We start from the raw sequence: 25,543 nt of genomic DNA, 5'->3' as shown, positions 1-25,543 counted from the left end.
GAGATCTGACAGACAAGATCAACGAAGAGAGGAAATCATTAAATGAGTACCGCAAAACTGGTAAAAACAAAGGCTTCTGATCTGATTTACACCCGCAACGATGTTGTCGAGAAAGATAAAAAGGCAGCGATCAAAGTGTTAAGCCGCGTGGTGGTTGAGTTAATTGATCTCTCGCTGATTACCAAACAAGCTCACTGGAATATGCGTGGTGCAAACTTCATCGCTGTCCATGAAATGCTGGATGGCTTTCGTACCGCGATTACCGAGCATCAGGATACCGTGGCTGAACGTGTCGTTCAGTTAGGGGGAGTTGCGTTGGGTACGACTCAGGTGGTGAATGATAAATCACCGTTGAAGGCTTATCCGTTAGATATCCATACTGTTCAGGAGCATCTGGTCGCACTGGCAGAACGCTATGCTCTGGTCGCCAATGATGTCCGTAAAGCCATTGACGAAGTTCCGGATGAAGACAGCGCAGATATCTTTACCGCAGCCTCCAGAGATTTAGATAAATTCCTGTGGTTTATCGAAGCTAATATTGAGTAATTCAGGCAATTGCCAATTCGCTAAAGGTGCCCCCAGTCGGGGCACCTTGTTTTTATTTATCAGTCGCACATCGACTAAGGCGTTTTTTCCTGGTCTCGCCTGAAAGAAAAGTCCATGCCAGTATCCTGCTCTGTTTCTGTCCTTGTCCCATCTCCACTACCCTGACCTCTTTGGTACCATATTGTCGTAAAAGCAGTTTTAACGGCTGAAGATTATCTTTTTTAGACACCAGGCTACTGAACCAGATAACCTGATCGGCAAACCGCACACTTTCACGAATCATTTTCCCGACAAACCCCTGCTCTCCGCCTTCGCACCATAGTTCATTATGTTGCCCGGAGAAATTTAGTTTACTGTCACCGGGCTGACCCAGATTACGGGATTTCCGCTCACTCCCCTGACGAGCGTCTTCCGCAGACCGGTGAAACGGTGGATTACATATTGTCAGATGGTAAAATTCATCTCTACGGATAATGCCGTCAAACACAGCAGCAGACTGTTTTTGCAGCCTCAGTCTGATTGCACGCTGCAATCCGGGATTTTTCTGAATAATGGCATTAGCAGAAGCTATCGAGGCAGGATTAATATCCGTTCCGGTAAAACGCCATCCATATTCTGCATAACCAATTAACGGATAAATACAGTTTGCACCACATCCAATATCCAGAACATCCATTGCCGCCGGAAGGCTGCCCAGGTCTGTAGCCAGTAAATCAGCAATATGATGAATATAATCCGCCCTGCCAGGTACCGGTGGACAGAGAAAACCTTCGGCTAACTGCCAGTTAAGATTGTAATACTGTTTCAGCAAGGCCTGATTAAGTGCTCTGACAGCATCCGGTTCTGCAAAATTTACCGAAGTTGTGCCCGCAGGTGTCGTGGTTACCCACTGCCGTAGTTGCGGGTTAATACTGCATAAAAGTTCAATATCATACTGTCCCTGATAACGGTTTCTGGGATGCAGTGCGCGTTTAAGTATTGTTTTTTTCATGGGGCTTCGCAGGAAAGACCGGCAGTTCACTCGCCTGCCGGCCGATAATATAAAATGATGACTTCACCACTGTGCAAAAAGGATCGGCGGCCATTAGTAGCCGTGGCTCTCTAACACAGCTAACCCTTGTTCAACTGTCGTGCTACGACCGGTTGCAATCAGACAGCAGGCAATCTGTAAACGCAACGCCCGGGGTACCGGAATGTTTCGCTCAAGTACCGCGTTAATCCATCGCGCTGTGTCCTCTGCAGTTTTTGATCGCGGCAAGTCAACCGGCTGCTCTGGCAGACGTTCCGTCAACTGCTCCGGCTGATTTAACTGGCTGTTAATCCAATAGAGTGCGGGTCCACGCTGCGGGTTAGCATAGACCTCCCCTTCACAACCATTCAGTAATAAGGCAGGGGACCGGGTTTGCTGAAAAAATGTCGCCACTTTCGGAATATATTCAGGATGAGAGACGGCTGACAGACGTAATGCAGCACTGTCCGGAAAGGGTGTCGCCAGTTTAGCCAGCGTATGCGCACTGTTACGTAGTCCGAGTTGCCAGCGTAAGGCCAGTTGCCTGGCCAGTGGCGGGCACCACTGGCTAACGGTCATAAATACCATCTTCCCCTGATTCAGGCGTTGTTGCGCTTCTGCCATGCTGCTGACAGGAAAAATCTGCAATTCCGCCAGTACCGCTTCGGTGGTGACCCGCGTCGGATCATAATCAACACCATGGACAAATACCGGAAAACCCACTTTCTCCAGTAACAAGGCCAGTAACGGGGTCAGATTCCCCTGGCGACGGGCTCCGTTATAGCTCGGTATAACTATCGGCATAGGCTGATGTTCCGGTACCTGCAGCTTTGGCAACTTTTCCTGCAACGCCTGCCAGAACCCCAGCATTTCACCTTCGCTCTCGCCTTTAATCCGCAGAGCAATCAAAACGGCACCAAGAATTAACGGGTCGAGCTCATCATCCAGCATCGCCTGATAGAGCTGGCAGGCTGTCAGTTGGTCGAGATCACGGGCATGATTTTTTCCACGCCCAATCTCTTTAACTATCCGGGTAATATCCATCTGATATCCTGTCTGTATGCAGTCAATACTGCTCAAAATAGCCATATCCGGCTAACGTCGTGGACGGCGCCGGTTCTGAGTTTTGCCGCTGGTCACTGTCGTTTTTTTAGCTTTACTCACAGCCGCGGGTGGAATATCCGGCTGCTCAATGGCAAACACCGGTAAAGCTGCCAACAACCTGCTGCCATAAGCCTTGCTGAACAGCCTTCGGTCATAAATAATCACCTCACCGAAGCACTGGTGACTACGAATTAATCGCCCGACCTGCTGGATCAGGGTAAATGAAGCACTCGGCAAACTTTGGATTTCGAACGGGTAACGTTGCTGGCTCCTGAGCCATTCTCCTTCTGTGACAATAACCGGGCTATCTACAGGAGGAAAAGATATTTTATGAATATGAACCTGAGTCAGCAATTCCCCCTTCAGGTCCAGTCCTTCTGAAAATGACTGCAGCCCAACCAGTACACTCTGCTGTCCATCCTTAACCCTCTGCCGGTGCAAAGTAATTAACCTGGAACGGGGTTGATCGCCCTGCACCAACAACATAAGCCGTAAATCAGCCACTTCATTCAGGAATAACTGCATTGCCCGACCACTGGAAAATAATACCAGACTCCCGGTGTGCTTCTTCTGTTCAACCTGCTGTCGGAAGTAACGGGCCATTTCCGCAATATGCGAAGCTTCCTGAGTAATGTGTGGTTCGTATTGCATTTTTGGAACCACCAGCTTACCTTGCCTGACATGATCAAAGGGAGAATCCAGAGCAATAAAACGATCCCCGGCGGCTTCGTTCAATCCGGACATCTCACTCAGCCTGCGGAAGCTGTTCAGCGAACGCAACGTCGCTGACGTCAGAATGACATGCGGGACTTTGCGCCACAGTAGTTTTTCCAACTGGTCACTCACCCGAATACCAGCACAGTGAAAGAACAACTGGCGTTTACCTTCATGCCATTCGGTGGTCAGCCATTTTGAGACGGGTGCCCCCGACAACTGTTTTAGACCCGCCAGCCACCACAGTTTGCTCAATGATTCAAACCACCCCAGAAAACGGTTCAGCTGTAACAGCCCGCGATGAATACGGACAATGTCTTCTTTGCCGGTCATTTCTCCCAGCATATTAATCAGATTTTCGGTCAGCCCAAGTAAGGCATCACTCAGCTTAAACAACCGCTGGCAACGCTCCTCAGTCTCTTCCGGAAGTTCACCCAGCACATAACGGTATTCAACCGGAGTCTCTCCCTGTTCGGGTAATAATGGCAGCATCTCTGCCACCAGTTCCATTATCAACTGACGAACGATAGCGCAATGTTCAGCGAGCCTCTCAGGATTAGCCAGTGAGGGGGGAGATTTAAAGGTAAACCAGCCGCGCAAGGTTTCCACCAGCTTACAGAATAGATCCAGCTGAAGCCCTGCACCGGCTGGCGATATATCACTGCTCATCTCCAATGCATCCCGTGCGACTTCGGGCAGATGGTGGCCTTCATCCATCACTAACAGCATTTCTTTCGCCGGGGGTAACACAGCGTCAGTTTCCAGAGCCGCCATCACCAGAGCGTGGTTAGCCACCACCACGTCGGAGTGTTCAATTTCCCTACGGGCAAGGAAAAACGGGCATTCGCGATACCACTGGCAATGATGAGCAAGACAACTGGTTTTATCCGTAGACATACGCAACCAGTGAACATCCTCAATCTGAACACTACAGTGATCACGCAGGCCATCCCACTCCCCGCTATTGAGCGATTTCTGTAACCGGTTAGCGATTTTTTGCTGTCGTTGCTGCGCTTCACCTGACAAACCTTTATCACTGGTCGGCGATCCCTCTTCAAGATAGAACAGCAGATCACCCTGCGCATCCTGCTGTTCGGTCATAAAACTCAGGTTGCGCGGGCAAACATAACGACGGCGACCAAAAGCGGCGGTAAATGTCAGATCGGGAATAAATTGTTTAAGAAGAGGTAAATCTTTGTCAAAGATCTGATCCTGTAAGGCCACATTTGCGGTGCTGACCACCAGCGTTTTTTTCGGTGGAACGGGCAATGGCAATGCCAGGGATAAGATAGGACAGAGTTTTGCCAACTCCGGTCGGGGCTTCAATAGCCAGATGTCGTCCTTCATCCCCTGACAGCGTTTTGGCGACCTCTGCGATCATTTGACGCTGAGGCTGGCGGGGTACAAAATCAGTCACCTGTGCCTGTAACTGCTTATACCATTCACCAATCTGTAATTTTATTGCAGGTGTCAGAACCATAACGACCATCGGCTGAAAGAATCAGCCTGTATTTTTACACAGTATTTCTTTTGACGGCAGTCCTGTCTGACTATTAGTCTAAAAAAACAGCATGCTTTTTTGTAAAACGACAACTTCTGATGAAACAGGCCGTTGCTATACAGAAAAATACCCTGCAAAAATCAAAATTCCTGTCCAACATAATGTTAACGTTTATCACAAGCCCGTTAAGAGTTATTATCAGTTCTCTGAACGAGGAGTGGTCTAGAAATGAACCTGCAAAAAATCGGCATTACTTTCCTTTTCCTGTTAATGGCACTTGGCGGTATGGGTGGCCTGATGCTGGTCGGCTACAGCATTATCATCGGTAAATAATCACGGCTACGGGCAGATTCACCGCGGGTAAACATCCATTCTGCCCGTCCGCCCACCAGGGGCTATGGCCGTTGACTGTCTAAAACTTTCTGGATCGTATACAGGAACCAGGGAGTAAACCTTTCAGCATTAGCGGCAATTTCCAGCTGTACCCCGGCCAGACTGCTGTAGCGCCATGCATCCGCTTCCTGTGGATTTAACTCTGGCAATGCGTCAGTCACCCCAAAAAATATATGACCATATTCGTGTTCAGTTAAGCCGTTATCCAGGGCCAGTTTGTAACTGATCTCAAACGCCGGATTCAAAGCAAGCGATATTCCCATTTCTTCCTGTAAACGTCGTTCCGCGGCATGCTGTGTCGTCTCACCAGGAAAAGGGTGACCGCAACAGGTATTACTCCATAAACCACCGCAATGGTACTTATTTTCAGCGCGTCGCTGTAACAGGAGTTCACCTCTGGCGTTGAAAACATAGACAGTCACCGCCCGGTGCATCAGTCCTTTTTGATGCACCTCCAGTTTTTCCATTTTTCCTGTGGGGTTATCATCTTGATCAACAAGAATAACTTCGATCACTGGCATAAAATTCCTTAATTAACCTGCGGCAAGTATATACCTCTGTACTGCACCATGAAATTGTTTGCCTCAGGAAATCCTCCCAACGCGCTGCATCGCTTTATGCCAGGCCCCCTGTCGGATTGACCAACGCAGTAGCCTGGCAATGCAGTGCATACTATATCGGGTGGCCGCCTGTTGTCTGGCACTGCGTAGTGGGACTCCGGGAACCTGAGTCCATACCGGCAGCAGATCGGCCCCTGCCCTGAGCATGATATTCATTACCGGCCGGGCTGCCTTTGACGGAGCGGGCGCAGAAAATAATAACCGGCTAACCTCCAGAGTTCGTTCATCGGTACGTAATTGTGGTCGCATACTCGCCAGATAGTCCTCAACATCACTCACCGTGAGCGGAAGGTCCGTTGCCCCCAAAGCATGGCCGGTCAGTGAAGCTTCCGCATAATAACGGTTCTGCTCGGCCACACTGAGAGAAGGATTTTTATAGCGCAGATGGGCAGCCAGAAAACTTGAGGTTTCTGCCACATGAACCCAGCGCAATAAACCGGGGTCACTGGCCTGATATTGCTCCCCATCGGGGTTGATACCTGAAACCCGCAGATGAATACGCCTGACTTTATCAATCAAAAATTCAGCATCCTGGCGATTACCGAAACTGGTGACGGCAATGAACTGACTGGTTCTGCGCAAGCGCCCGAACAGATCACTTCTAAAGTCAGAGTGATCCCAGACACCGGCCAGAGCAGAGGGGTGCTGCATCTGAAGTAACAAGGCGGCAATCCCGCCACACATCATCGATGAGAAATCGCCGTGAACAGTCCATACCATACTGTCAGGTCCGAACAGCCCTGGGTCGCCGACCGGCCGCGTCAGATCAAACTCATTCAGAGATAACCCGTTCAACCGGTATACCTGTCGGGCTATTTTATCGCGTATTACATTTATCATACTGTTGTGGTTCAGGACAAAGGGATTGCCCTGAACTGAGAGTTTCCAGGATTATTGAAAGGTGAACTGCGTTTTCTGAGTACGTACTGAATCCAGGCCAATCATCAGATTGAAATTACCGGGTTCCGCCACATACTTCATCTGAGAATTCCAGAATTTCAGAGCACCTTCATCCACCGTAAATGTCACCTTTTGTGATTCTCCGGCTTTCAGGTTGACCCGACGGAAGCCTTTCAGTTCTTCGACAGGTCGGCTCAGACTCGCCACCGGATCATTGAGGTACATCTGCACGATGGTGGCTCCGTCACGTTTACCGCTGTTAGTGACAGTCACACTCGCCTGCAGGCTCCCGCCGCGTGAAAAGTGGCTGGCGGATAATGTCACTGGAGACACCGTAAATTTCGTGTAACTCAGACCATAACCAAACGGATACAGCGGTCCGTTCATCGCATCATAATAATGCGAGGTATATTTATCCGGATGCAGATAATTGTACGGACGCCCCGTTGGCAAGTGATTGTAATAAATCGGAATCTGCCCCACAGAACGCGGGAAAGAGACGGGCAACTTGCCTGACGGGTTTTTATCGCCGAACAGGACATCAGCAATAGCATGGCCACCTTCAGTACCACTAAACCAGGTTTCCAGAATCGCATCTGCCTGCGTATCCTGCTGACTGATATCCAGAGGACGGCCGTTCATTAATACTATCACCAAGGGTTTACCAGTAGCTTTCAGTGCCGCCAGTAACTTACGCTGGCTTTCCGGAATACGAATATCACTGCGGCTGGAAGCTTCATGTGCCATTCCCTGAGACTCACCCACCGCGGCAACAATAACATCGGCTTTTTTGGCTGCCGCAACGGCCTGATCCAGCAATTGTTGCGGAGGCAGTTTATCCACTGTCACCGCCTGCTCATAGCTGTTAAGAAATTTCTGTACCAACGGATTATCGGTAATATTCGAACCTTTGGCATAGAGCAGCGTGGCCTTACCGTCCAGCGCTTCGCGCATTCCCTGCAATAAAGTGACTGACTGTCCTGCGACGCCGGCTGCTGACCAGCTACCCATAATATCGCGCTGACTATCTGCCAGTGGCCCCACCAGTGCAATGGTTCCCTGTTTCTTCAGCGGTAAAATGCCTAAGCGATTTTTCAGCAAAACTAAGGTTTCAGCCGCGACGTCGCGAGCTTGTTGACGATGCAGACGACTTTCCGCATTGGTATCCGCCGGATCACTGCCCGCCGGCCCGAGATGACTGTAAGGATCGCGGAACAGACCCATATCGTATTTGACGTTCAGCACATGGCGGGTAGCATCATCAATTTCAGCCATCGTCACTGCACCGCTTTTCACAAGCCCGGGGAGATACTGGCTGTAATACTGATCACTCATGCTCATATCGATCCCGGATTTCAGCGCAATACGCACCGCATCCTGTGGATCACTGGCGACACCATGTTTGATTAGTTCTTTTATCGCACCGTGATCACTGATGGTGATCCCTTTAAATTTCCACTGATCCCGCAACACATCTTTTAGCAGCCAGCTATCTGCGGTGGCGGGTACACCATTGATTGAATTAAGTGCCACCATCACGCCGCCGCTGCCGGCATCTAACGCCGCTTTATAAGGAGGCAGATATTCCTGGAACATACGCTGCGGGCTCATATCAACAGAATTATATTCCCGCCCGCCTTCCACCGCGCCATACAGTGCAAAATGCTTTACGCTGGTCATCAGAGAATAGCGATCTGCCGGGCTCTTGCCCTGCATAGCCTGTACCATGGTTCGTCCCATTTCAGAAGTCAGCAGGGTATCTTCACCGAAACCTTCAGACATACGTCCCCAGCGGGGTTCGTGGCTGACATCAACCATCGGCGCCCAGGTCATATTCAGCCCGTCATCTGCGGCTTCATAAGCGGAGATCTGACCTACGGTTTTTATGGCATCCAAATCCCAGCTGGCAGCCAGTCCCAGCGGGATAGGAAAGATCGTTCTCTGACCATGAACCACATCATAAGCAAAGAACAACGGGATTTTCAGGCGACTTAACTGCATCACCTGATCCTGCATGGCACGAATATCCTGACGGGTGACGGTATTAAAGATTGCCCCGACCTGCCCTTTGCGGATCATTTCGCGAATGGCTGATTTGGGATTATCAGGACCAACACTGATAAGACGTAACTGACCGATTTTTTCGTTAAGGGTCATTTTTGCCAGCAACTGAGTGACATAAGCATCGCGTGCCTTCTCATCCCCAAACGCAGCAGGTTGTGACGCAGCAGCGATGGCCGAAGGAAGGGTAATACTGGCAAACAGTAACGGGTAAATCCATTTCATCAGCAGATTCTCGGCGGTAGATGGCAGGCTCGTAACCGGTGCAACGTCCTGCACCGGTCTGAAAAGGCTTATGAAAAGCATAGCATGCATCACGGACGTCGGGAACGAATGCCACCGTGCTTAAGGGTCATCCCTGACGATCAGCAGATAATATCTCTACAGGATCCGCCGCACCGGCTGATGATCTCTGTTCAATCACCATGGTCTGTGGAGATGACAGTGCAATGCCTTCATCTCTCAGACGCACCAGGATCTCAAACAGCAACTCACTTTTCACTGACGAAATCAGACGCTGAGTCGCGACATTACCGGTGACGCTGAGTGAAATCCCTTGTGAAGAGAGATCCTTAAAACTTACCGAAGGTGCCGAGTTCTCAAGTATGCGTTCATTTTCACTATAAACACTGAGTAAAATCTCTTTGACTTTAACCGGGTCTATATCCAACGGGAAGGTCATCGGAATAGTCACCACCCCCTGAGCATTGCCCATGGTCGCATTACGCACATTCTGAGAAATCAGCTGAGAATTTGGCACAATGACCGTAGATTTATCCGACAGCTGGATTTCAGTAGCCCTGACATTAATACGACGGATATCCCCTTCATAACCCCCAATCCCGACGAGATCTCCGACCTTCACCGGGCGTTCTGTCAGCAGAATCAAACCAGAAATAAAGTTTTTAACAATCTCCTGCAGACCGAAACCAATCCCTACCGATAATGCACTGACAATCCAGGCCAGTTTGTTCCACTGTACCCCCATCACAGACAGTGTCATCAGTACCACTAACACATAGCCAACGTTACTGAACAAGGTGACCACGGATACCCGCATCCCTTTGTCCATCGCGGTCTTAGGTAAGAATTCATCGTCCAGCCAACGACGTACTCGGCGTAAAACGCAGATACTGGCAATCAACATAATAATGGCATTGACGACCTGTGAAGGCACGATGTTCAGCTTTTCCAGCCCTTTACCTCCCCAGAACGCCAGGGCTTTCTGAAGCATGTCAGCCGGTGAGGAAGAGGTAATGGTGCCGTTAAATAAGCCGAACACCAGCAGAAGTACCAGCACAGATTTTAATACTGCGGCCAGCAGCGAAGAAAACTGAGTCAGGTAACGTTCCTGAATATTCAACGAACTTTGTACCCGCCGACCACAGGCATTACTGGTAGAAAAAATGGCTTCACTGCTGTCACCAGCCAGATGGCTCAACAAATAGAACGAACTGAACAAAATACCAACCCAGACCGTTTCATAACTGACAAAGCGACCAAACGACACATATCCAATCATCAGTGACAGCAGAATCACAAGGCCGGTAACGAACAACGCAAACTCAATCAGTGCGGCCAGTGTCGAACGAGCCGGAGGGGTATTATCTTCATTTTTCATTCGCCGACGGGTACGTTTGATCCGCAGCACAATCACCACGCAGAATATTCCGATCAGTAATGCGGTCAAACCATTACCAAATACTGTGGTATTTACACTAGTGCCGACACTGTAGTTAAAACTTTCCAGAGCCTGAAAAATAAATACCAGTGAGGCAATAATCGTCGGAAAAGGCTTCATCGCCTGCGCAACTTCATTACTGATATTGGCAAGACGCCACGAAGGACGACGGGTTGATAAAAATGCTCTGCCCAGTCCCGCAATCAGACCACAACTGATACTCAGATAGACCAGACGAGTAACATAGTCCTCCACATCACTGTTCACCTCGTCAATCCGGGTAAAGGCATGTGCCAGGAAATTGAATGACAAAACGATAGCCAGCAGGGTCGTCAGGGCTACTGCCGTTGCCAAAAAACTGCGTCTTAGCCGTCCTTCAGGTAATTTATTAATGCTGACCCAGGCCAGGAACTCTTCCATATATCGGCGACCTAACACCATCACCAACACTGCCGCTAATAACCAGCAAAGGGTGCCTGCCCTCCATTCCGGCGCCCACGAAAGTGTCACCGTATTGAGTAGTTCAGCCCCGAAATTAGTGATCTTCTCCCGGTCAAACTGATTACTGTTATACAGTGGTTGCCAAAACGCTGACGATAAAATACTGCCTGAATTCAACGCCAGTTGCGTTTTTAGCTGGTCGCGACGTAAATTAAGAATTTGAGCAGACAGATTCAGACTGCCATTTTTCAGGCTGTCGGCCTGCTTAATCTGATTGTCCAGCTCAGTTTTTTTGGCTTCCAGAGAACGACGTTGGTTAGTAACATCCGCCGTTTCCCTGACACCACTGCCGGGGGCTGGAGCGGCGCCCAACACAGCAAGCTGAGCCTCCACTTTCTGTCGTTCGGGAATAAGACTCTGTCCCAGGGTATCCGCATTTTCTGACAACTGCTGCGCCATATCATTCAGCTGACTTAGTGATGCATCGTTGGTCGATCCTGACACCTGCCCTTTAATTTTATCGAGGATGATCTGCATTTTGGACAGTTCACGGCTGGCATTCACCTGGGGCGCTGCGGTGGTTTGCTGGCCGTTATCAGTATTGTCCGCATAGACCTGCACCGAAATCTGCAAGCCTATCAGTAATAAAAATAGTCTAAAGGTGATCGATAAAATACGCATAATGACGTTGTATCCAAAGATAGCAGAACAATGAATTCAAAAATAACTGGCCAGCTATAGGTTGTAGAGGGTTATGCCCCACTCAGCTATAAGAATGGCACTGAAAATGGACTTCCGGAAAGCCCGGATAAGCTGATCTCCCGAAAATCTGGCCACGTAACCAGTAATTCAGCAGTACCGGATTGGGTTACAGCGCTTTCTCTTTCTTATACGCCAGAGCTGCCGCTGGCACCGGAGCCGCTTTGCCGGTTTCCAGCCAGCTTCGAATCCTGGTGGCGTCCGCAAAATGGGTATATTTACCGAAAGCATCCAGCACCACCAGGGCAACCGGACGGCCATTGATAGTGGTTCTCATGGCCAGACAATGACCCGCTTCATCGGTATAACCGGTTTTGGTGAGACGGATATTCCATTTATCGTTATACACCAGATGGTTCGTATTACGGAAAGGCAGAGCATACGCCGGATGACTGAATACCGCAGTTTCTTCTTTCGTTTTACTCAGTTCACCTATCAGAGGATACCGTTCTGTGGCTTTCAGTAACTTTACTAAATCACTGGCGGTGGAGACATTTTGCAGTGATAAACCCGTGGGCTCGACATAATGAGTATGCATCATGCCAAGTGAACGGGCTTTATTATTCATCGCCACGATAAATGCCTGATACCCTCCAGGGTAATGAGCTGCCAGGCTGGCAGCGGCCCGGTTTTCTGAAGACATGAGTGCCAGCAACATCATATTACGACGGCTGATTTCACTGTTTAGCTTTACCCGCGAAAATACCCCCCTCATTTCAGGAGTATGGCTGATATCCACATTAATCACTTCATCCAGCGACTGATGTGCATCCAGGACCACCATTACCGTCATAAGTTTGGTCAGTGAGGCGATCGGCCGTACCCTGTCAGGGTGGCTGGAAAACAGTACTTTATTGGTGTTCAGGTCAATCACCAACGCACTCCCGGAAGCAATCTGAGGCTGTACTGTACTGACAACATCCGGAGTACTGCGTTCAGCCTGAGCCGGTATGATGGCAGTTGTCAGAGGGGTACAAAGTGCAAAAAAAAGTAAAGAATGGCGTAATTTTAAGGACATTTTCTCAAAGATACCTGAATGTATTTAATGCTGTGCAGGCACAGGCCGCGGAGCCATAGCCGATTTTATGCCGCTGGCGGCAGCATCATACGCCTTCCACAGGAAAAATGCCCAAAACAGAGAGAGTCGCTATGACACGGAATTTGTAAGAAAGTCTGACAAACCCGTGATCCCGCAGACATGATATCTCAGAGTCCCGGCATCGCACCAAAGCGTAATGCCGTGTAAACTTAAATTTTGCTGAACCAGACCAGGACTCGTAACGTTGCATATCGATATTAACTCACTGATTCACCATTACGGTTATTTCGCCCTGTTACTGGGTTGTATGGCTGAAGGTGAGACTTTTGTATTACTTGGCGGCATCGCAGCTCATAAAGGATTACTGCATTTTGCCGGCGTGGTCGTGGCCGCCATGACCGGAGGGATCATTGGCGATCAATTGCTGTACTGGCTAGGCCGCCGTTATGGAACCCGGCTACTGTCTAAGTTCAATAATCACCAGGATAAGGTGGCCAGGGCCAGTGAACTGATCAACCGTCACCCCAGTTTATTTGTGATTGGTGTACGTTTTATGTATGGTTTCCGCATTATTGGACCCATTATTATTGGGTCAAGCCAGCTATCACCCCGCCGGTTTCTGATTTTCAATGTGATTGGTGCGTTAGTCTGGGCGTTAATTTTTGTCAGTCTTGGTTACTTTGCCGGGAAACTGATTGCCCCATGGTTTGACAGGCTGGATGAGTATCTGAAACCGGTGTTCTGGGTTGCAGGAATCGCAGTGGTATTGTACATAGTCTGGAAAGGTATTCGCTTTTTGCGGCAACGACGACAACAATGACCGGTGAACCGCGGGAGAACTGCCTGGTTGTAAAATGTCAGTTTCCGATTCCGGGTTTAGCCCATATAATGTGCAGCCGGACAGAACACGGTCCTGCTACAGGAACCTTAACAAGCCCATATTCAGGCACTAATAAGTTATATGATCATGAAAAATAGCATTCGCGTCTTAGCTTCATTTGCGCTGGCATTAGCGGCTTACAGCCATTCAGCGTTAGCAGTGGTTTACCCTTTGCCCCCGGCGAAGAGCAGTCTGATTGGTGAGAATCTGCAGATCACCCTTCCGCAGAACAACCATTTGCCACTGGAAGCTTTTGCTTCTCAGTATCAGATGGGGCTAAGTAATATTCTGGAAGCCAATCCTGGTGTGGATGTCTATTTGCCAAAAGGCGGAACCCATCTGGTCATTCCACAGCAATTACTGTTACCTGATGCACCGCGTGAAGGTATCGTTATTAACAGTGCTGAAATGCGCTTGTACTACTATCCGAAGGGTACCAACACCGTCGTAGTACTGCCTATCGGTATCGGTCAGTTAGGTAAAGACACACCTCTGAACTGGGTCACCACTATTAAGTCTAAACGTCCTAACCCGACATGGACTCCGACTAAAGCAATGCACGCAGAATATATTGCTAACGGTCAAAATATCCCCACGGTCTTCCCGGCGGGTCCTGATAACCCTATGGGTCTGTTTGCGCTGTATATCGGAAACCTGTATGCCATCCATGGTACCAATGCTAACTTTGGTATCGGATTACGTGTTAGCCATGGTTGTGTCCGCCTTCGCGCTGACGACATTAAATGGTTGTTTGAAAATGTGCCGGTCGGAACCCGTGTGCAATTTATCAATGAACCTGTCAAGGCTGCCGTCGAACCTGACGGCTCGCGTTATATCGAAGTACATAACCCTCTGTCTACCACAGAAGAACAGTTTACTTCTAACGTTGAGGTCCCTCTGACGATAACTCCGGCGGTCAGTAAATTGCTGTCAGACCCGAGTATTAATCAGAACGTACTGAATGCAGCGCTGAAAGCCCGTAGCGGAATGCCAGTGAAAATTAATGGTGTGGAAAACAATATCGATACTACTCCGCATCCTGTGCCTGAAAATGACTCTGCGTTACCCAAAGAAGAACCGATGACTCCAATGTCTGACCAAGGTGCCAATATCATTCAGACCAATGCCCCGGCAACCATTACTCAGCCTGGTCCTGTTGAGTAAAAACTGGCTCTGACTGAAATATAAAACTGCCCGCGAAGTACTACACCCCAAAAGTTGGATCATCCACTGAGTAAGGTGTAGTTCCGAACAGGCAGTTTTTTTACGATCTTATTTTTCCGACAAACTGCCCATCCGCAGGTGTCAACCAGCACCCGCACTTTCGGCCTCTCCTGTCATATCTGCTCACTCTATTGCGGGTAAAAAACGCACTGATAAACAGAGCGTTATATTGGCCAGGCAATCACTGACCAGTTAACTGGTTGGTAATGGTTTAGCCGGGCGCATAAGTAGCCGAATCATCATGAGTATCCCGGCAACCACTACCAGTGATGCAGCCAGATAGACCGAACGAATCCCAAGATGATTCATCAATAGTCCGGCAACAGGTCCGGTAATGCCCAGGCCAAAATCCAAAAATGCTGAATAGGTACCCAGTGCCGAACCCTGACTTTGCTGTTCTACCTGTTTTACGGCTTCTACTCCCAGAGCAGGAAAAATCAGGGAAAAACCACAACCGGTCAATAATGCCCCGATATCTGCCGCCAGTACTGAATCTGCATGCCATAACAGAAACAATCCTATAGCTTCGACAATAAACGACACCAGCGATACTTTGATGCCCCCAAACCGGGTGATCGCATTGCCTGAAACTAACCGGACACCTGCAAAACCCAGGCTGTAGAGAGTCAGGGTCATGGCCGCACCGCTCCAGCCCCGGCTGCTGAAGTAAAGGGTGATAAAGGTCGCTATCACTCCAAAACCAATGGTTCCCAGCCCCAGGGCAACACCATAAATCCAGACCCGGCGAAATACCTGACTAAACGGAACCCGTTGGCCTACCGTCACCACCACCGCGGGTTTCCGGCTAGCCAGAAAGAAACCTGCAGCACCCATCAGTGCAACCAGACCGGCAAAGCCAAACACTCCCAGGCCCTGATTCAACATCACTCCCAGTGGGGCGCCAATCGCCATTGCCATATAGGTGGCGACGCCATTCCATGAAATGACCCGCGCCGTATGTACCGGACCCGCAATATTCATACCCCATAACGTAGAACCGGTACTGCTAAAACTCTCGCCAAATCCAAGGAATATCCGGCCAGCAGCCAGTAGCGATAAGCTCAGTAACGGCCTGGAGGTTAAACAGGCCGCAATAATCGTCAGTACGCCGCTCATTCCACATAATACCAGGCCAAGCATAACGACCTTTTTTGGCCCCATACTGTCGGCAAGCCTGCCACTTTGCGGGCGACTGACCAGAGTAGAGAAATATTGCAGACTGATAATCACTCCGGCAATAAAGGAACTAAAGCCGAGCTGGTGGTGGACAAAACCAGGCAACACCGCCAGTGGCAGACCGACGGATAAATAGCAGAAAAAGGTAAAAATAATGACAGATAAGATTCGTTTGTTTAACTGAGAACGACTCAGTACCACTGATTCGGACATGATAAACTGAAAACCCGGAGAAGAAGGACTAAATGCACATTATCACAGTTGATGATGATCACAACATCTATATGTCACAACGTGTTAGCTGCAATCGTACTGACCGTCTGTGCAATCTCTGCGGAGGTTTTTAATGCCCGCACACGGGTAAATGTTTCAATGGCCTCAGGGTAAGCTTTACGCAGATAACCCAGCCACTGTTTAATCCGCGCAACATGGTATAACCCGGTATCTCCCTGCTTTTCCAGCTGACAGTATTTATTTAGCAACTGAACGACCTGTGTCCAGGGCATCGGGGCTTCATTATACTTGATGACCCGGCTGAGATTAGGGATATTCAGCGCTCCTCTGCCGACCATCACCGCATCGCACCCGGTAACCGTACGACAAGCGGCGGCACTTTCATGATCCCAGATTTCGCCGTTGGCAATTACCGGAATTGATAACCGCTGACGTATTTCACCAATCGCCTGCCAGTTAATAGCCTCGGCACGATAACCATCTTCTTTGGTTCGCCCATGAACCACAATTTCTGTCGCGCCGGCACTAGCGACGGCATCAGCAATTTCATGGCAACGGGAAATCGAATCCCACCCCAGCCTGACTTTGACTGTTACCGGCAATTCAGCAGGTACGGCTTCGCGCATCGCTTTAGCCGCCTGATAAATCACAGCAGGGTCTTTAAGCAGCGTGGCTCCGCCACCACTGCCATTCACCAGTTTTGATGGGCAACCGCAGTTAAGATCGACACCATATGATCCGAGCTCAATCGCTCTGGCAGCATTTTCTGCCAGCCAGCCCGGGTGCTGCCCCAGCAACTGAACTCTGACCAAAGTGCCGGAGGAGGTCCGGCTGGCATGATGTAATTCGGGACAGAGCCGGTAGAAAGATTTAGCAGGCAGAAGCTGATCAACCACACGAAGAAATTCGGTGATACAGAGATCATATTCATTGACTTCAGAAAGAAGATGTCTGACCAGAGAATCAAGGACACCTTCCATCGGGGCCAGCAATACCCGCATACTGTCAGGTCCGTTCCGTTTTCTTTGCTGCTGCCGGACGACGTGGACGCTGGCTGCCTTTATTATCCGCACGTGGCGGACGCGAACTTTGACCACGGCCTGCCCCCTGGCCCTGACCACCAGGGCGACGGTCACGTCCCCCCTGCCGCCCATTCTGAATAGGTTCGGCTTTAATGGAAGGATCAGGCTCATAACCCGGAATAGCCAGACGTGGAATTTCACGCTTCAGCAACCGCTCAATGTCCCGCAGTAATTTGTGCTCGTCCACACATACCAGAGACAATGCAGCGCCGGTAGAAGCCGCCCGACCCGTACGACCAATACGATGCACATAATCTTCTGCAACATTAGGCAGTTCATAATTTACTACATGTGGCAGTTCTTCGATATCAATACCGCGGGCGGCGATATCTGTGGCAACCAGAACACGAATTTCACCAGTTTTAAAGTCCGCCAGAGCACGGGTACGTGCTCCCTGGCTTTTATTACCGTGAATCGCTGCTGCTGTAATTCCGTCTTTGTTTAGTTGTTCTGCAAGGTGGTTAGCACCATGTTTTGTGCGGGTAAAAACCAATACCTGCTGCCAGTTATCACGGCCTATCAGATAAGACAGTAATTCACGTTTACGTTTTTTATCAACAAAATGTACCTGCTGACTCACCTGCTCAGAGGCGGTATTGCGCCGAACCACTTCAATCAATGACGGACGATCAAGCAGCTTTTCTGCCAGCGCTTTAATATCGTCAGAAAAGGTGGCTGAAAACAGTAAATTCTGGCGGCGTGGAGGCAGCTTTGCCAGTACACGGCGGATATCATGAATAAAGCCCATATCAAGCATACGGTCAGCTTCATCCAGCACCAGAATTTCGACCGCTGACAAATCAGCGGCATTCTGATGAACCAGGTCCAGCAACCGGCCCGGTGTGGCAACCAGAATATCAACACCGCCACGCAGCTTCATCATCTGCGGATTAATACTGACTCCACCGAAAACGACCAACGAACGCAGGTTCAGATAACGGCTGTATTCACGTACGTTCTCCCCCACCTGAGCCGCCAGTTCGCGGGTAGGAGTCAGGATTAATGCCCTGACCGGACGTCGGCCTTTGATGACCGAAGGCTGTGACGCGGATAACCGTTGCAATAGCGGCAGGGTGAAACCGGCGGTTTTCCCGGTGCCCGTCTGAGCACTGGCTAACAGGTCTCCGCCCGCAAGAACCACAGGAATCGCCTGTTTCTGAATAGGTGTCGGCTCGCTGTAGCCTTGTTCACTGACAGCACGCAAAATATCGGCACTAAGACCGAGAGATTCAAAAGACATGGAAAATATTACTCCGGGACGCCCTGACCGTAAGTAACGGTGCAGTTTTCAGGGGGTTATGTCATGTGACTCAGAGATAAGTCAGGGGCAAAAACTACGATGCATGATGTAGGCAGTTTAACAGAGTTAAGGTCACTGTGCGAGAGCCCCGGGCTATCAATGATGGCGGAATGGTAAAGGATCAGCAGATATTGTCATGACTGATCCTACAGAACTAACGGAATTAACTACGTTTTTTTTCTATCTGACGGACAGGCTCTTTAGCCAACAGGGAGATCAACGCCGGCCCTACCAACATCACAACCCCCAGCGCACCCACCAGTAAAGGATTATGGATTACCCGTGAGAACAGGAACAGGGACAGCATAGCTGCGCCAAAATAGTAGGTGGTACTGGCTTCTTCCAGATAATCGCCCGCGACCCGCAGACGTGGTAAGCGTTGCGTCACTATCATTGCCAACAGTAATACGACATAAGCCGTCACCAGACTGGCACTGACCTCCGTCAGTAACCGGTGTTTCCAGCCCCACACCAGCAGCAATACGACACTCAGATGCATTGCAATATGGAAGCAGGTTTGACCGGTGATAATCTTAACGCGATTAGACCATTTCATTTTTTCTCTCCTGGCAGGCAAGAACGCCGCCGATACAAACCGACATGTCGGTAAGGATTATCAGACTAATCCAGTTTCAAAAAAAGCACCTGTGATTTTTGATTTTCTGTTGTTCAAATGTGATCAGAACACCAGTTTTCTTTGCGGACCAGGTGACTCAGCGACAGTATTATGCCACAAAAATCACTTTTATTTCATTTTTTGCAATCCTGCCCCCCGTCAGGCAGTCAGTTATGCGCCTGCAAGGCCCGATTTTAGTGAGATGAGGTAAAAACAGATTTTTTCGTTTAAAGTCGATATTCCGCTCTTTCCCGGCGCAAAAAATGCTGTTTTGAACAGTGCGACACCCACGAACAAAAGCAGCAGAAGGCCATCACCGGGAACGGGAAGACAAGAGGACGTTCGCATAAAAACACAGGGGCCGGTTGGCCCCTGTGTTGGAATGTATTGTAGTTACCGGCGGTTGCCGAAAATCCGCAACAGCATCAGGAACAGGTTGATAAAATCAAGATACAAGGTCAGCGCTCCGACAATACTGTATCGGCGAAGATTTTCCTTATCATCAGCGTTAATCGATTCGCCAATATTCTTAAGCTTCTGAGTGTCATAGGCTGTCAAACCGACGAACACCACAACACCAATATAGGTAATAGCCCACATCATCGCGGTGCTTTTCAGCCAGAAATTCACCAGTGAAGCAATCAGAATACCAATCAGTGCCATAAACATCAGGCTACCCAGCCGGCTTAAATCGCGTTTGGTGGTATAGCCAAATAAGGTCATGGCACCAAACATTCCGGCCGTCACGAAGAAAGTGCTGGCAATTGATGAATACGTGTAGACAAGAAAAATACTTGCCAGTGTCAGCCCGGTCAGTGCGGAATAGAGCATAAACAATGAGGTCGCCAGTGCGCTGCTCATTTTATGGACCATTCCGGATAAGATAAACACAACAGCTAACTGAATAATGATCAATCCAAAAAACGTCAACTGACTGGAGAAAACGAACTCCATCACCCGTGGGGTTCTGGCCGCATACCAGCTGATAAACGCCGTAAGTAACAGCCCGCAAGTCATCCATCCATAGACCTGTGCCATATAAGTTTGCAGACCCGAGCCTGCCCGTTGCAATGCCGAATTATCCTGTCGTTGATATCGCTCCATGATTCACCTCTTTAGACGGTTAAACAGATATTGACAGTGTGACACAAATCAGGTCAGTTACGCCAGTCACCGATCATTGCCGTGCCAGGCATTGTTGATAGCGACTGTTGACCCGTTGGGCAAACCAGGCAGTGGTCAGATTGCGGGTGATTTTGGGACTGTTCAGTTCGATGCCAGGTAACCGTTGGCGGGGTAACGCGCTTCCCTTCTGCTTATCAGCCAGCCGGAAAACCTGTTGCCAGACTTGACTCTGCTGAAATTCAGGAGACTCTCCCTGTGTGAGTTGGCGGTGAATCTCTGTAGCACTTAAGCCTAGTCGTGACTGCAGGCTGAGGACTGCCTGTTCAGTGGCTCCTGCAGCATCACTGTCATAGCGAACTAAATCACCATCCAGAGCAAGTTTACGCCCGGTGAGTTGCATCACGGCAGCCTGAAAAGCCGCGTTGCGGCTGGCATACCACCCCGCGTTGAAATCCGCGAAGCGGTACAACATGGCCGGATAATCTGCCGGGTAGCCCAAAAGATGCAATGTTCCGAACCAGACTCCCCCCCGACGACTGAAAACCTCCTGACGAACAGAATGTTTCACTGGCCATGGATAACCGGCGTCGTGAGCCTCGGCAAACGCAATGCTGACCTGCATTGGCCCCCCGGTATGAACAGGATTCAGATTCCCAAACAGCCGTTGTCCCAGAGGAACTCTGTCGATCAGATCATCGAAAATGTCACTCAACTGTTTTTCGGTATGCACTGTATTCAGACGCTCAGCGTAACTGCGTCCGTCTGATGAAGGAATTTTCAACGCCGTGTTAACCAGAAACCGGGGAATATAAAGAGTCGCCGCCCGCCGGTAGATTTCTTTCAGAGCAATCGCGGGTAAACCATTGACGGGAGCATTCGGATTAAATCCGGATTCCTGGCCAGCAACAGCAATAACAGCACATACATTATCTGCCGAAGGTGATAATGACTGATGCTGAAAGCTTTGATAAATATCCTCCGCCCAGCCCGCTTTATCGGTAACGGTTGGCGGCAGCAGACGCTGAATTTTGGCTTTCACCGTCACCGGCTTTTGCGCCGGCGCAGTGACTGAATGCTGACTGCAACCGTTCAGCAACAGCAATACCAGTAAACCACTCATCCCCGTGATCCGCTGTCTGCTCAGTCTGCAATAGCGATGACAGATAAAACCCAGCACTGACTCCGGCATCAGTCCGACGCTAACCAGCGTTTGGCGGCCTGATGGTCGCTCTCTTTCGCGTCCAGCCAGCGATCGCCCTGAGGCGTCGTTTCCCGCTTCCAGAACGGGGCCCGGGTCTTCAGAATATCCATGATGTACTCTGCTCCGGCAAATGCGCTGTTACGGTGAGCTGAACTGACACCGACAAATACAATCTGCTCACCTGCCGTCAGGCTACCGACGCGGTGTATGATCACGATTCTCTGCAGTTGCCAGCGCCGCCGGGCTTCAGCGGCAATTGATTCCAGCACTTTTTCGGTCATAGACGGATAATGTTCCAGTGTCAGCGTTGCCACACTGTCGCCCGAGTTATGATTACGTACTTTGCCGGTAAAGGTCACAATGGCGCCATCCGCGTCATTTTCTGACAACCACTGATGAGCTTCTGTCACTGAAAATGACGCTTCGCCTACCCGAATAAGGGTCTGATTCATAGAGGTTAGCCTCCGGTAACCGGCGGGAAGAATGCTACTTCATCGCCGTCCTTTAAAGGGTGACTGAACGGAACAAGCGTCTGATTTACCGCCGCCAGTAATTTTCCTTGTTCCATCGCCAGAGCCCAGTTTTTATCACGGCCACTCAGCGCCAGGCGCAACGATTCAACATCGCTGAACTCAAATGGAATCTCGAGACTGGCTGTGTCCGCGAGCTCACGTACTCTGGCAAATAATAATATATTAATCATGGTGATCTGCTCTGAAGTCCCCCGACTTGCCTCCGGATTTGCTCATCAGTCGTAATCGGTCAATCACAATATCTTTCTGTACCGCTTTGCACATGTCATAGATAGTCAGTGCAGCCACAGAGGCGGCGGTCAGCGCTTCCATTTCTACCCCGGTTTTACCCGTGAGCCGGCAAAAGGTCTCAATATGAATCTGATTCTCTTCCGGTAAAGCGGTAAGGGAAACTTCAACTTTACTCAGCATCAACGGATGGCAAAGAGGAATCAGTTCCCAGGTACGTTTTGCCGCCTGGATACCGGCAATTCTTGCAGTAGCAAATACATCCCCTTTGTGATGGCTGCCATCGATAATCATTTGCAATGTGGTGGAGTTCATACAAACAAATGCTTCTGCACGGGCTTCCCGTACGGTTTCCTGCTTGGCCGAAACATCGACCATATGTGCCTCTCCGGCACTGTTAATATGGGTTAGCTGCGACATACTCAGAACTTCTTCAATTGTGAAACGAAATTACAGGGGGCGGTAGTCGAATCGATCTGCGATGAAATAATCCTCTCCCATGCCTGACGACAGGCCCCCGTGGACCCCGGGATCGCAAAAATTAATGTCTGGTTAGCCATCCCCGCCACCGCACGGGATTGCAATGTGGATGAATCAATTTCTTCAAATGAGATCATTCGAAACAGTTCACCAAAACCATCAATAGTCCGATCGAATAACGGTAACAGTGCTTCCGGCGTGCTGTTCTTCACATGAAAGCCGGTGCCACCGTTGATAATAATGACCTGAATCTGTTCACTGGCAATCCAGCGTGAAACCACCGCACGAATCTGGTAGCGGTTATCTGCACAGATAACCTGCTCTGCCAGATGATGACCAGTAGCAGCCACCACTTCGCTCAAATAGTTACCGGAGGTATCGTTATGTTCATCCCTGCTGTCTGAAACAGTCATCACAGCCACGGTTAACGGGACAAATTCCTTTGGGGATTTACTCATGATGTCTCTCCTGACTAACCGCCGATAAATGAAAGATTTTGGGTATGTCCGGTCATTCCCTGATGCAGAAAATGGGTCTGTTTCTTCTGTCCCAGACTGGAGGCGATTCTGGCCTGTAATTCCTCCTGTTGCTGGTCACTGGCTAGTAAATCACGCAACGGTATTCCGTGATCGCCAAACAGGCACAAGTGCAGATTGCCTACCGCGGAGACCCTGAGCCGGTTACAGCTCAGACAAAAATCTTTTTCGTAAGGCATAATCAGGCCCACACTGCCCTGATAATCCGGGTGGGTAAAGACCTGCGCAGGCCCATCATCTTTGGCCCTGATTCCGGCCTGCCAGCCGTGCTCCAGTAACTGACGACGAATGACCTGACCAGAGATGTGGTGTTTCTTAAACAAATCACTACCGTCACCGGTTTCCATAAGTTCGATGAAACGCAGTTGTATTGGCCGGGTACGAATCCAGCCAAGAAAAGTTTGCAGGTGCTGGCTGTTTACATCACGCATCAGCACGGTATTCACTTTAACCATGCTAAAGCCTGCCTCAAAAGCCGCATCAATCCCGGCCATCACCTGGTGAAACTTATCCTGTCCGGTGATGGCATGAAACTGGCGGGCGTCAAGGCTGTCGATACTGACATTGACAGCAGTCAGACCGGCATCGCGCCACTCCCGGATATCCCGGGCCATCCGGTAACCGTTGGTCGTGGTGGCAATTTTTCGCAACCCTGAATTTTCCCGAATGGCGGCGATAATATCGGTAAAATCACGACGCATGGAGGGTTCGCCACCGGTGATGCGAATTTTCTCAGTACCGGCTGCTGCAAATGCACGGGTCACTCGCCGGATTTCATCCAGTGATAAAAAGCCTTTATTACGGACACTGTTTGGCCGGTAACCGTCCGGCAGGCAGTAAGTACAGCGGAAATTACATACATCTGTAACAGACAGGCGCAGATAGTAAAAACGCCGGTCAAACGTATCAATTAACTGAGACACAAGAACACCTTTCCGAAGTCGGGAGATGTGGTCATTTCTTCCCACACCCTGGCAGTTAAAACTGCGGCCCGTCAGCCATATTATCAGCAATAACACAGGTCCGAGGGGCTTGGAGTGTAAATTATCAGTACAGATAATCGTGTGTCTGAATTCTAGCGCGAAACAGATAAAGAAGCCATGTTGTCAGCGTTGCTCCGCTTTAAATGTTCACTGATACCTGCAGATTAATCCGCTGTAAAACAGTCAATCAATCAGCGAGAATAGGTCTCCGGACGGTTTGCTGTTATATATCCGTATTATTCTGACAGGATAGCCGCCATTAAAAGGAGATTTATGAATCGTACACTGGCAGATTTAGACCGCGTAGTTGCCATCGGCGGAGGGCATGGTTTAGGACGTGTGATGTCTTCACTATCCGCTCTGGGTTCACGTTTAACCGGCATTGTCACTACCACGGATAATGGGGGCTCTACCGGCAGAATTCGTCGTTCCGAAGGAGGTATCGCCTGGGGCGACATGCGCAATTGCCTTAACCAGCTGATTACCGAGCCCGGTATTGCCTCCGCAATGTTTGAATACCGCTTTAGTGGCCAGGGTGAGCTGGCAGGACATAATCTGGGCAATCTGATGCTAAAAGCTCTGGATAATCTTAGTGTCAGGCCACTGGAGGCCATTAATCTGATCCGGAATGTGCTGAAAGTGGACGCGTTTCTGATCCCCATGTCTGAGCAGCCAGTGGATCTGGTGGCTACCGACCCTCAGGGACATGCCGTGTATGGTGAAACAGCCATCGATGCCATGAGTGAGATTCCTGCCACGCTTGAATTATTTCCTGATGTCTCGCCAACCCGCGAAGCCCTGCAGGCGGTTGCCGAAGCTGATTTAATTCTGATAGGTCCTGGCAGTTTTTATACCAGTCTGATGCCGGTGTTGTTAATGGAGCAAATGGCAACGGCACTGCGCCGTACACCGGCCAAAATGATTTTTATTGGTAATCTGGGTAAAGAGAAAAGCCCGGCAGGTTCACTGACCGTGAGTGATAAACTGCAGTATATCGAACAGGTGATAGGCCGCCGTGTCATTGATGCCATTGTTGTCAGCCCGGCGGCCGATATCAGTCACCTTGAAGGGCGTCATGTGATTCAACATCCGCTCGAAGCCGGAGATATTAAATACCGTCATGATCGCCACTTGTTACATATTGCCCTGGAACAGGCCGTTCAGAGTCTGGGTTAAT

22 protein-coding genes, 1 pseudogene and 1 riboswitch are annotated in these 25,543 nt (G+C 49.7%); of the genes and pseudogenes, 4 read left to right on the top strand and 19 right to left on the bottom strand.

From position 1 onward, the window contains the following. Positions 1 to 42: 42 nt before the first annotated feature. A complete protein-coding gene (gene dps, locus HA49_RS01345; RefSeq protein ID WP_038019680.1) occupies positions 43 to 546 on the top strand; it encodes a DNA starvation/stationary phase protection protein Dps in 504 nt (167 codons plus the stop codon). 52 nt (positions 547 to 598) lie between these two features. On the opposite strand, the gene rlmF is transcribed toward dps, so the two are convergent. From rlmF to pbpG, 8 genes and pseudogenes are all read right to left on the bottom strand, one after another. Continuing rightward, on the bottom strand, positions 599 to 1,537 hold the full coding sequence (rlmF, locus tag HA49_RS01340) for a 23S rRNA (adenine(1618)-N(6))-methyltransferase RlmF (RefSeq protein WP_038019678.1): 939 nt from the start codon (positions 1,535 to 1,537) through the stop codon (positions 599 to 601). A gap of 93 nt (positions 1,538 to 1,630) precedes the next feature. Then, entirely contained in the window at positions 1,631 to 2,599 is a 969-nt protein-coding gene (ybiB, locus tag HA49_RS01335) for a DNA-binding protein YbiB (protein ID WP_038019675.1), read from the bottom strand. A gap of 51 nt (positions 2,600 to 2,650) precedes the next feature. After that, a pseudogene (dinG, locus tag HA49_RS01330) lies at positions 2,651 to 4,853 on the bottom strand (ATP-dependent DNA helicase DinG). A gap of 416 nt (positions 4,854 to 5,269) precedes the next feature. Further along, complete coding sequence (gene idi, locus HA49_RS01320) at positions 5,270 to 5,788, bottom strand: isopentenyl-diphosphate Delta-isomerase (RefSeq protein WP_038019670.1); 519 nt, start codon at positions 5,786 to 5,788, stop codon at positions 5,270 to 5,272. 63 nt (positions 5,789 to 5,851) lie between these two features. Then, positions 5,852 to 6,727, bottom strand: a complete 876-nt coding sequence (locus HA49_RS01315) for an oxygenase MpaB family protein (protein ID WP_038019667.1) — start codon at positions 6,725 to 6,727, stop codon at positions 5,852 to 5,854. A 51-nt stretch (positions 6,728 to 6,778) separates the two neighbouring features. Next, complete coding sequence (bglX, locus tag HA49_RS01310) at positions 6,779 to 9,073, bottom strand: beta-glucosidase BglX (RefSeq protein ID WP_038020346.1); 2,295 nt, start codon at positions 9,071 to 9,073, stop codon at positions 6,779 to 6,781. Positions 9,074 to 9,200: 127 nt separating this feature from the next. Further along, positions 9,201 to 11,651, bottom strand: a complete 2,451-nt coding sequence (locus HA49_RS01305) for a DUF3772 domain-containing protein (RefSeq protein WP_038019664.1) — start codon at positions 11,649 to 11,651, stop codon at positions 9,201 to 9,203. 187 nt (positions 11,652 to 11,838) lie between these two features. Continuing rightward, positions 11,839 to 12,747: a D-alanyl-D-alanine endopeptidase gene (pbpG, locus tag HA49_RS01300; protein WP_038019662.1), complete on the bottom strand. Its 909-nt coding sequence runs from the start codon at positions 12,745 to 12,747 to the stop codon at positions 11,839 to 11,841. 265 nt (positions 12,748 to 13,012) lie between these two features. On the opposite strand from pbpG, the gene HA49_RS01295 reads away from it, so the two are divergent. After that, the gene (locus HA49_RS01295) at positions 13,013 to 13,588 is read left to right on the top strand and encodes a DedA family protein (RefSeq protein WP_038019659.1); all 576 of its coding nucleotides are present in this window, start codon (positions 13,013 to 13,015) and stop codon (positions 13,586 to 13,588) included. Between the two features lie 147 nt (positions 13,589 to 13,735). Then, positions 13,736 to 14,812: a L,D-transpeptidase family protein gene (locus HA49_RS01290; RefSeq protein WP_038020343.1), complete on the top strand. Its 1,077-nt coding sequence runs from the start codon at positions 13,736 to 13,738 to the stop codon at positions 14,810 to 14,812. Positions 14,813 to 15,064: 252 nt separating this feature from the next. Here the strand turns inward: HA49_RS01290 and HA49_RS01285 are convergent, their stop codons facing one another. The 11 genes from HA49_RS01285 to moaA form a co-directional block, all read right to left on the bottom strand. Further along, on the bottom strand, positions 15,065 to 16,261 hold the full coding sequence (locus HA49_RS01285; protein ID WP_038019657.1) for an MFS transporter: 1,197 nt from the start codon (positions 16,259 to 16,261) through the stop codon (positions 15,065 to 15,067). A 74-nt stretch (positions 16,262 to 16,335) separates the two neighbouring features. Continuing rightward, the gene (gene dusC / locus HA49_RS01280; protein WP_038019654.1) at positions 16,336 to 17,283 is read right to left on the bottom strand and encodes a tRNA dihydrouridine(16) synthase DusC; all 948 of its coding nucleotides are present in this window, start codon (positions 17,281 to 17,283) and stop codon (positions 16,336 to 16,338) included. A gap of 4 nt (positions 17,284 to 17,287) precedes the next feature. Then, positions 17,288 to 18,604 carry an ATP-dependent RNA helicase RhlE gene (rhlE, locus tag HA49_RS01275; protein ID WP_038019652.1) on the bottom strand — a complete coding sequence of 439 codons (1,317 nt, stop codon included), beginning with the start codon at positions 18,602 to 18,604 and terminating at the stop codon, positions 17,288 to 17,290. A 223-nt stretch (positions 18,605 to 18,827) separates the two neighbouring features. Further along, positions 18,828 to 19,220 carry a YbhQ family protein gene (locus tag HA49_RS01270; protein ID WP_046791629.1) on the bottom strand — a complete coding sequence of 131 codons (393 nt, stop codon included), beginning with the start codon at positions 19,218 to 19,220 and terminating at the stop codon, positions 18,828 to 18,830. A 453-nt stretch (positions 19,221 to 19,673) separates the two neighbouring features. Continuing rightward, on the bottom strand, positions 19,674 to 20,384 hold the full coding sequence (locus HA49_RS01265) for a Bax inhibitor-1/YccA family protein (RefSeq protein WP_038019649.1): 711 nt from the start codon (positions 20,382 to 20,384) through the stop codon (positions 19,674 to 19,676). Between the two features lie 73 nt (positions 20,385 to 20,457). Then, the gene (locus HA49_RS01260) at positions 20,458 to 21,525 is read right to left on the bottom strand and encodes a DUF1615 domain-containing protein (RefSeq protein ID WP_038020337.1); all 1,068 of its coding nucleotides are present in this window, start codon (positions 21,523 to 21,525) and stop codon (positions 20,458 to 20,460) included. Between the two features lie 68 nt (positions 21,526 to 21,593). Next, positions 21,594 to 22,058 carry a molybdopterin synthase catalytic subunit MoaE gene (gene moaE / locus HA49_RS01255; protein ID WP_038019646.1) on the bottom strand — a complete coding sequence of 155 codons (465 nt, stop codon included), beginning with the start codon at positions 22,056 to 22,058 and terminating at the stop codon, positions 21,594 to 21,596. A 5-nt stretch (positions 22,059 to 22,063) separates the two neighbouring features. Continuing rightward, on the bottom strand, positions 22,064 to 22,309 hold the full coding sequence (moaD, locus tag HA49_RS01250; protein ID WP_038019643.1) for a molybdopterin synthase sulfur carrier subunit: 246 nt from the start codon (positions 22,307 to 22,309) through the stop codon (positions 22,064 to 22,066). Next, positions 22,302 to 22,787: a cyclic pyranopterin monophosphate synthase MoaC gene (moaC, locus tag HA49_RS01245; protein WP_038019641.1), complete on the bottom strand. Its 486-nt coding sequence runs from the start codon at positions 22,785 to 22,787 to the stop codon at positions 22,302 to 22,304. Before moaC ends, moaD begins: the two co-directional genes overlap by 8 nt. Positions 22,788 to 22,789: 2 nt before the next feature. After that, the gene (moaB, locus tag HA49_RS01240; protein ID WP_038019639.1) at positions 22,790 to 23,305 is read right to left on the bottom strand and encodes a molybdenum cofactor biosynthesis protein B; all 516 of its coding nucleotides are present in this window, start codon (positions 23,303 to 23,305) and stop codon (positions 22,790 to 22,792) included. Positions 23,306 to 23,319: 14 nt separating this feature from the next. Continuing rightward, positions 23,320 to 24,306 (bottom strand): GTP 3',8-cyclase MoaA, encoded by a 987-nt coding sequence (moaA, locus tag HA49_RS01235; RefSeq protein WP_038019636.1) that lies wholly within the window; start codon positions 24,304 to 24,306, stop codon positions 23,320 to 23,322. Further along, positions 24,296 to 24,433: riboswitch (molybdenum cofactor riboswitch) on the bottom strand. (Overlaps the previous gene by 11 nt.) A gap of 206 nt (positions 24,434 to 24,639) precedes the next feature. Between moaA and HA49_RS01230 the strand changes: the two genes are divergently transcribed. Further along, complete coding sequence (locus HA49_RS01230) at positions 24,640 to 25,542, top strand: gluconeogenesis factor YvcK family protein (RefSeq protein ID WP_038019633.1); 903 nt, start codon at positions 24,640 to 24,642, stop codon at positions 25,540 to 25,542. The last annotated feature ends 1 nt before the right edge of the window (position 25,543 follow it).

The organism is Tatumella morbirosei (assembly GCF_000757425.2).
In the GTDB taxonomy this organism is placed as follows: domain Bacteria; phylum Pseudomonadota; class Gammaproteobacteria; order Enterobacterales; family Enterobacteriaceae; genus Tatumella; species Tatumella morbirosei.
The sequence above is the reverse complement of the archived record's forward strand: the minus strand, read 5'-3'. Positions and strand labels throughout refer to the sequence as shown.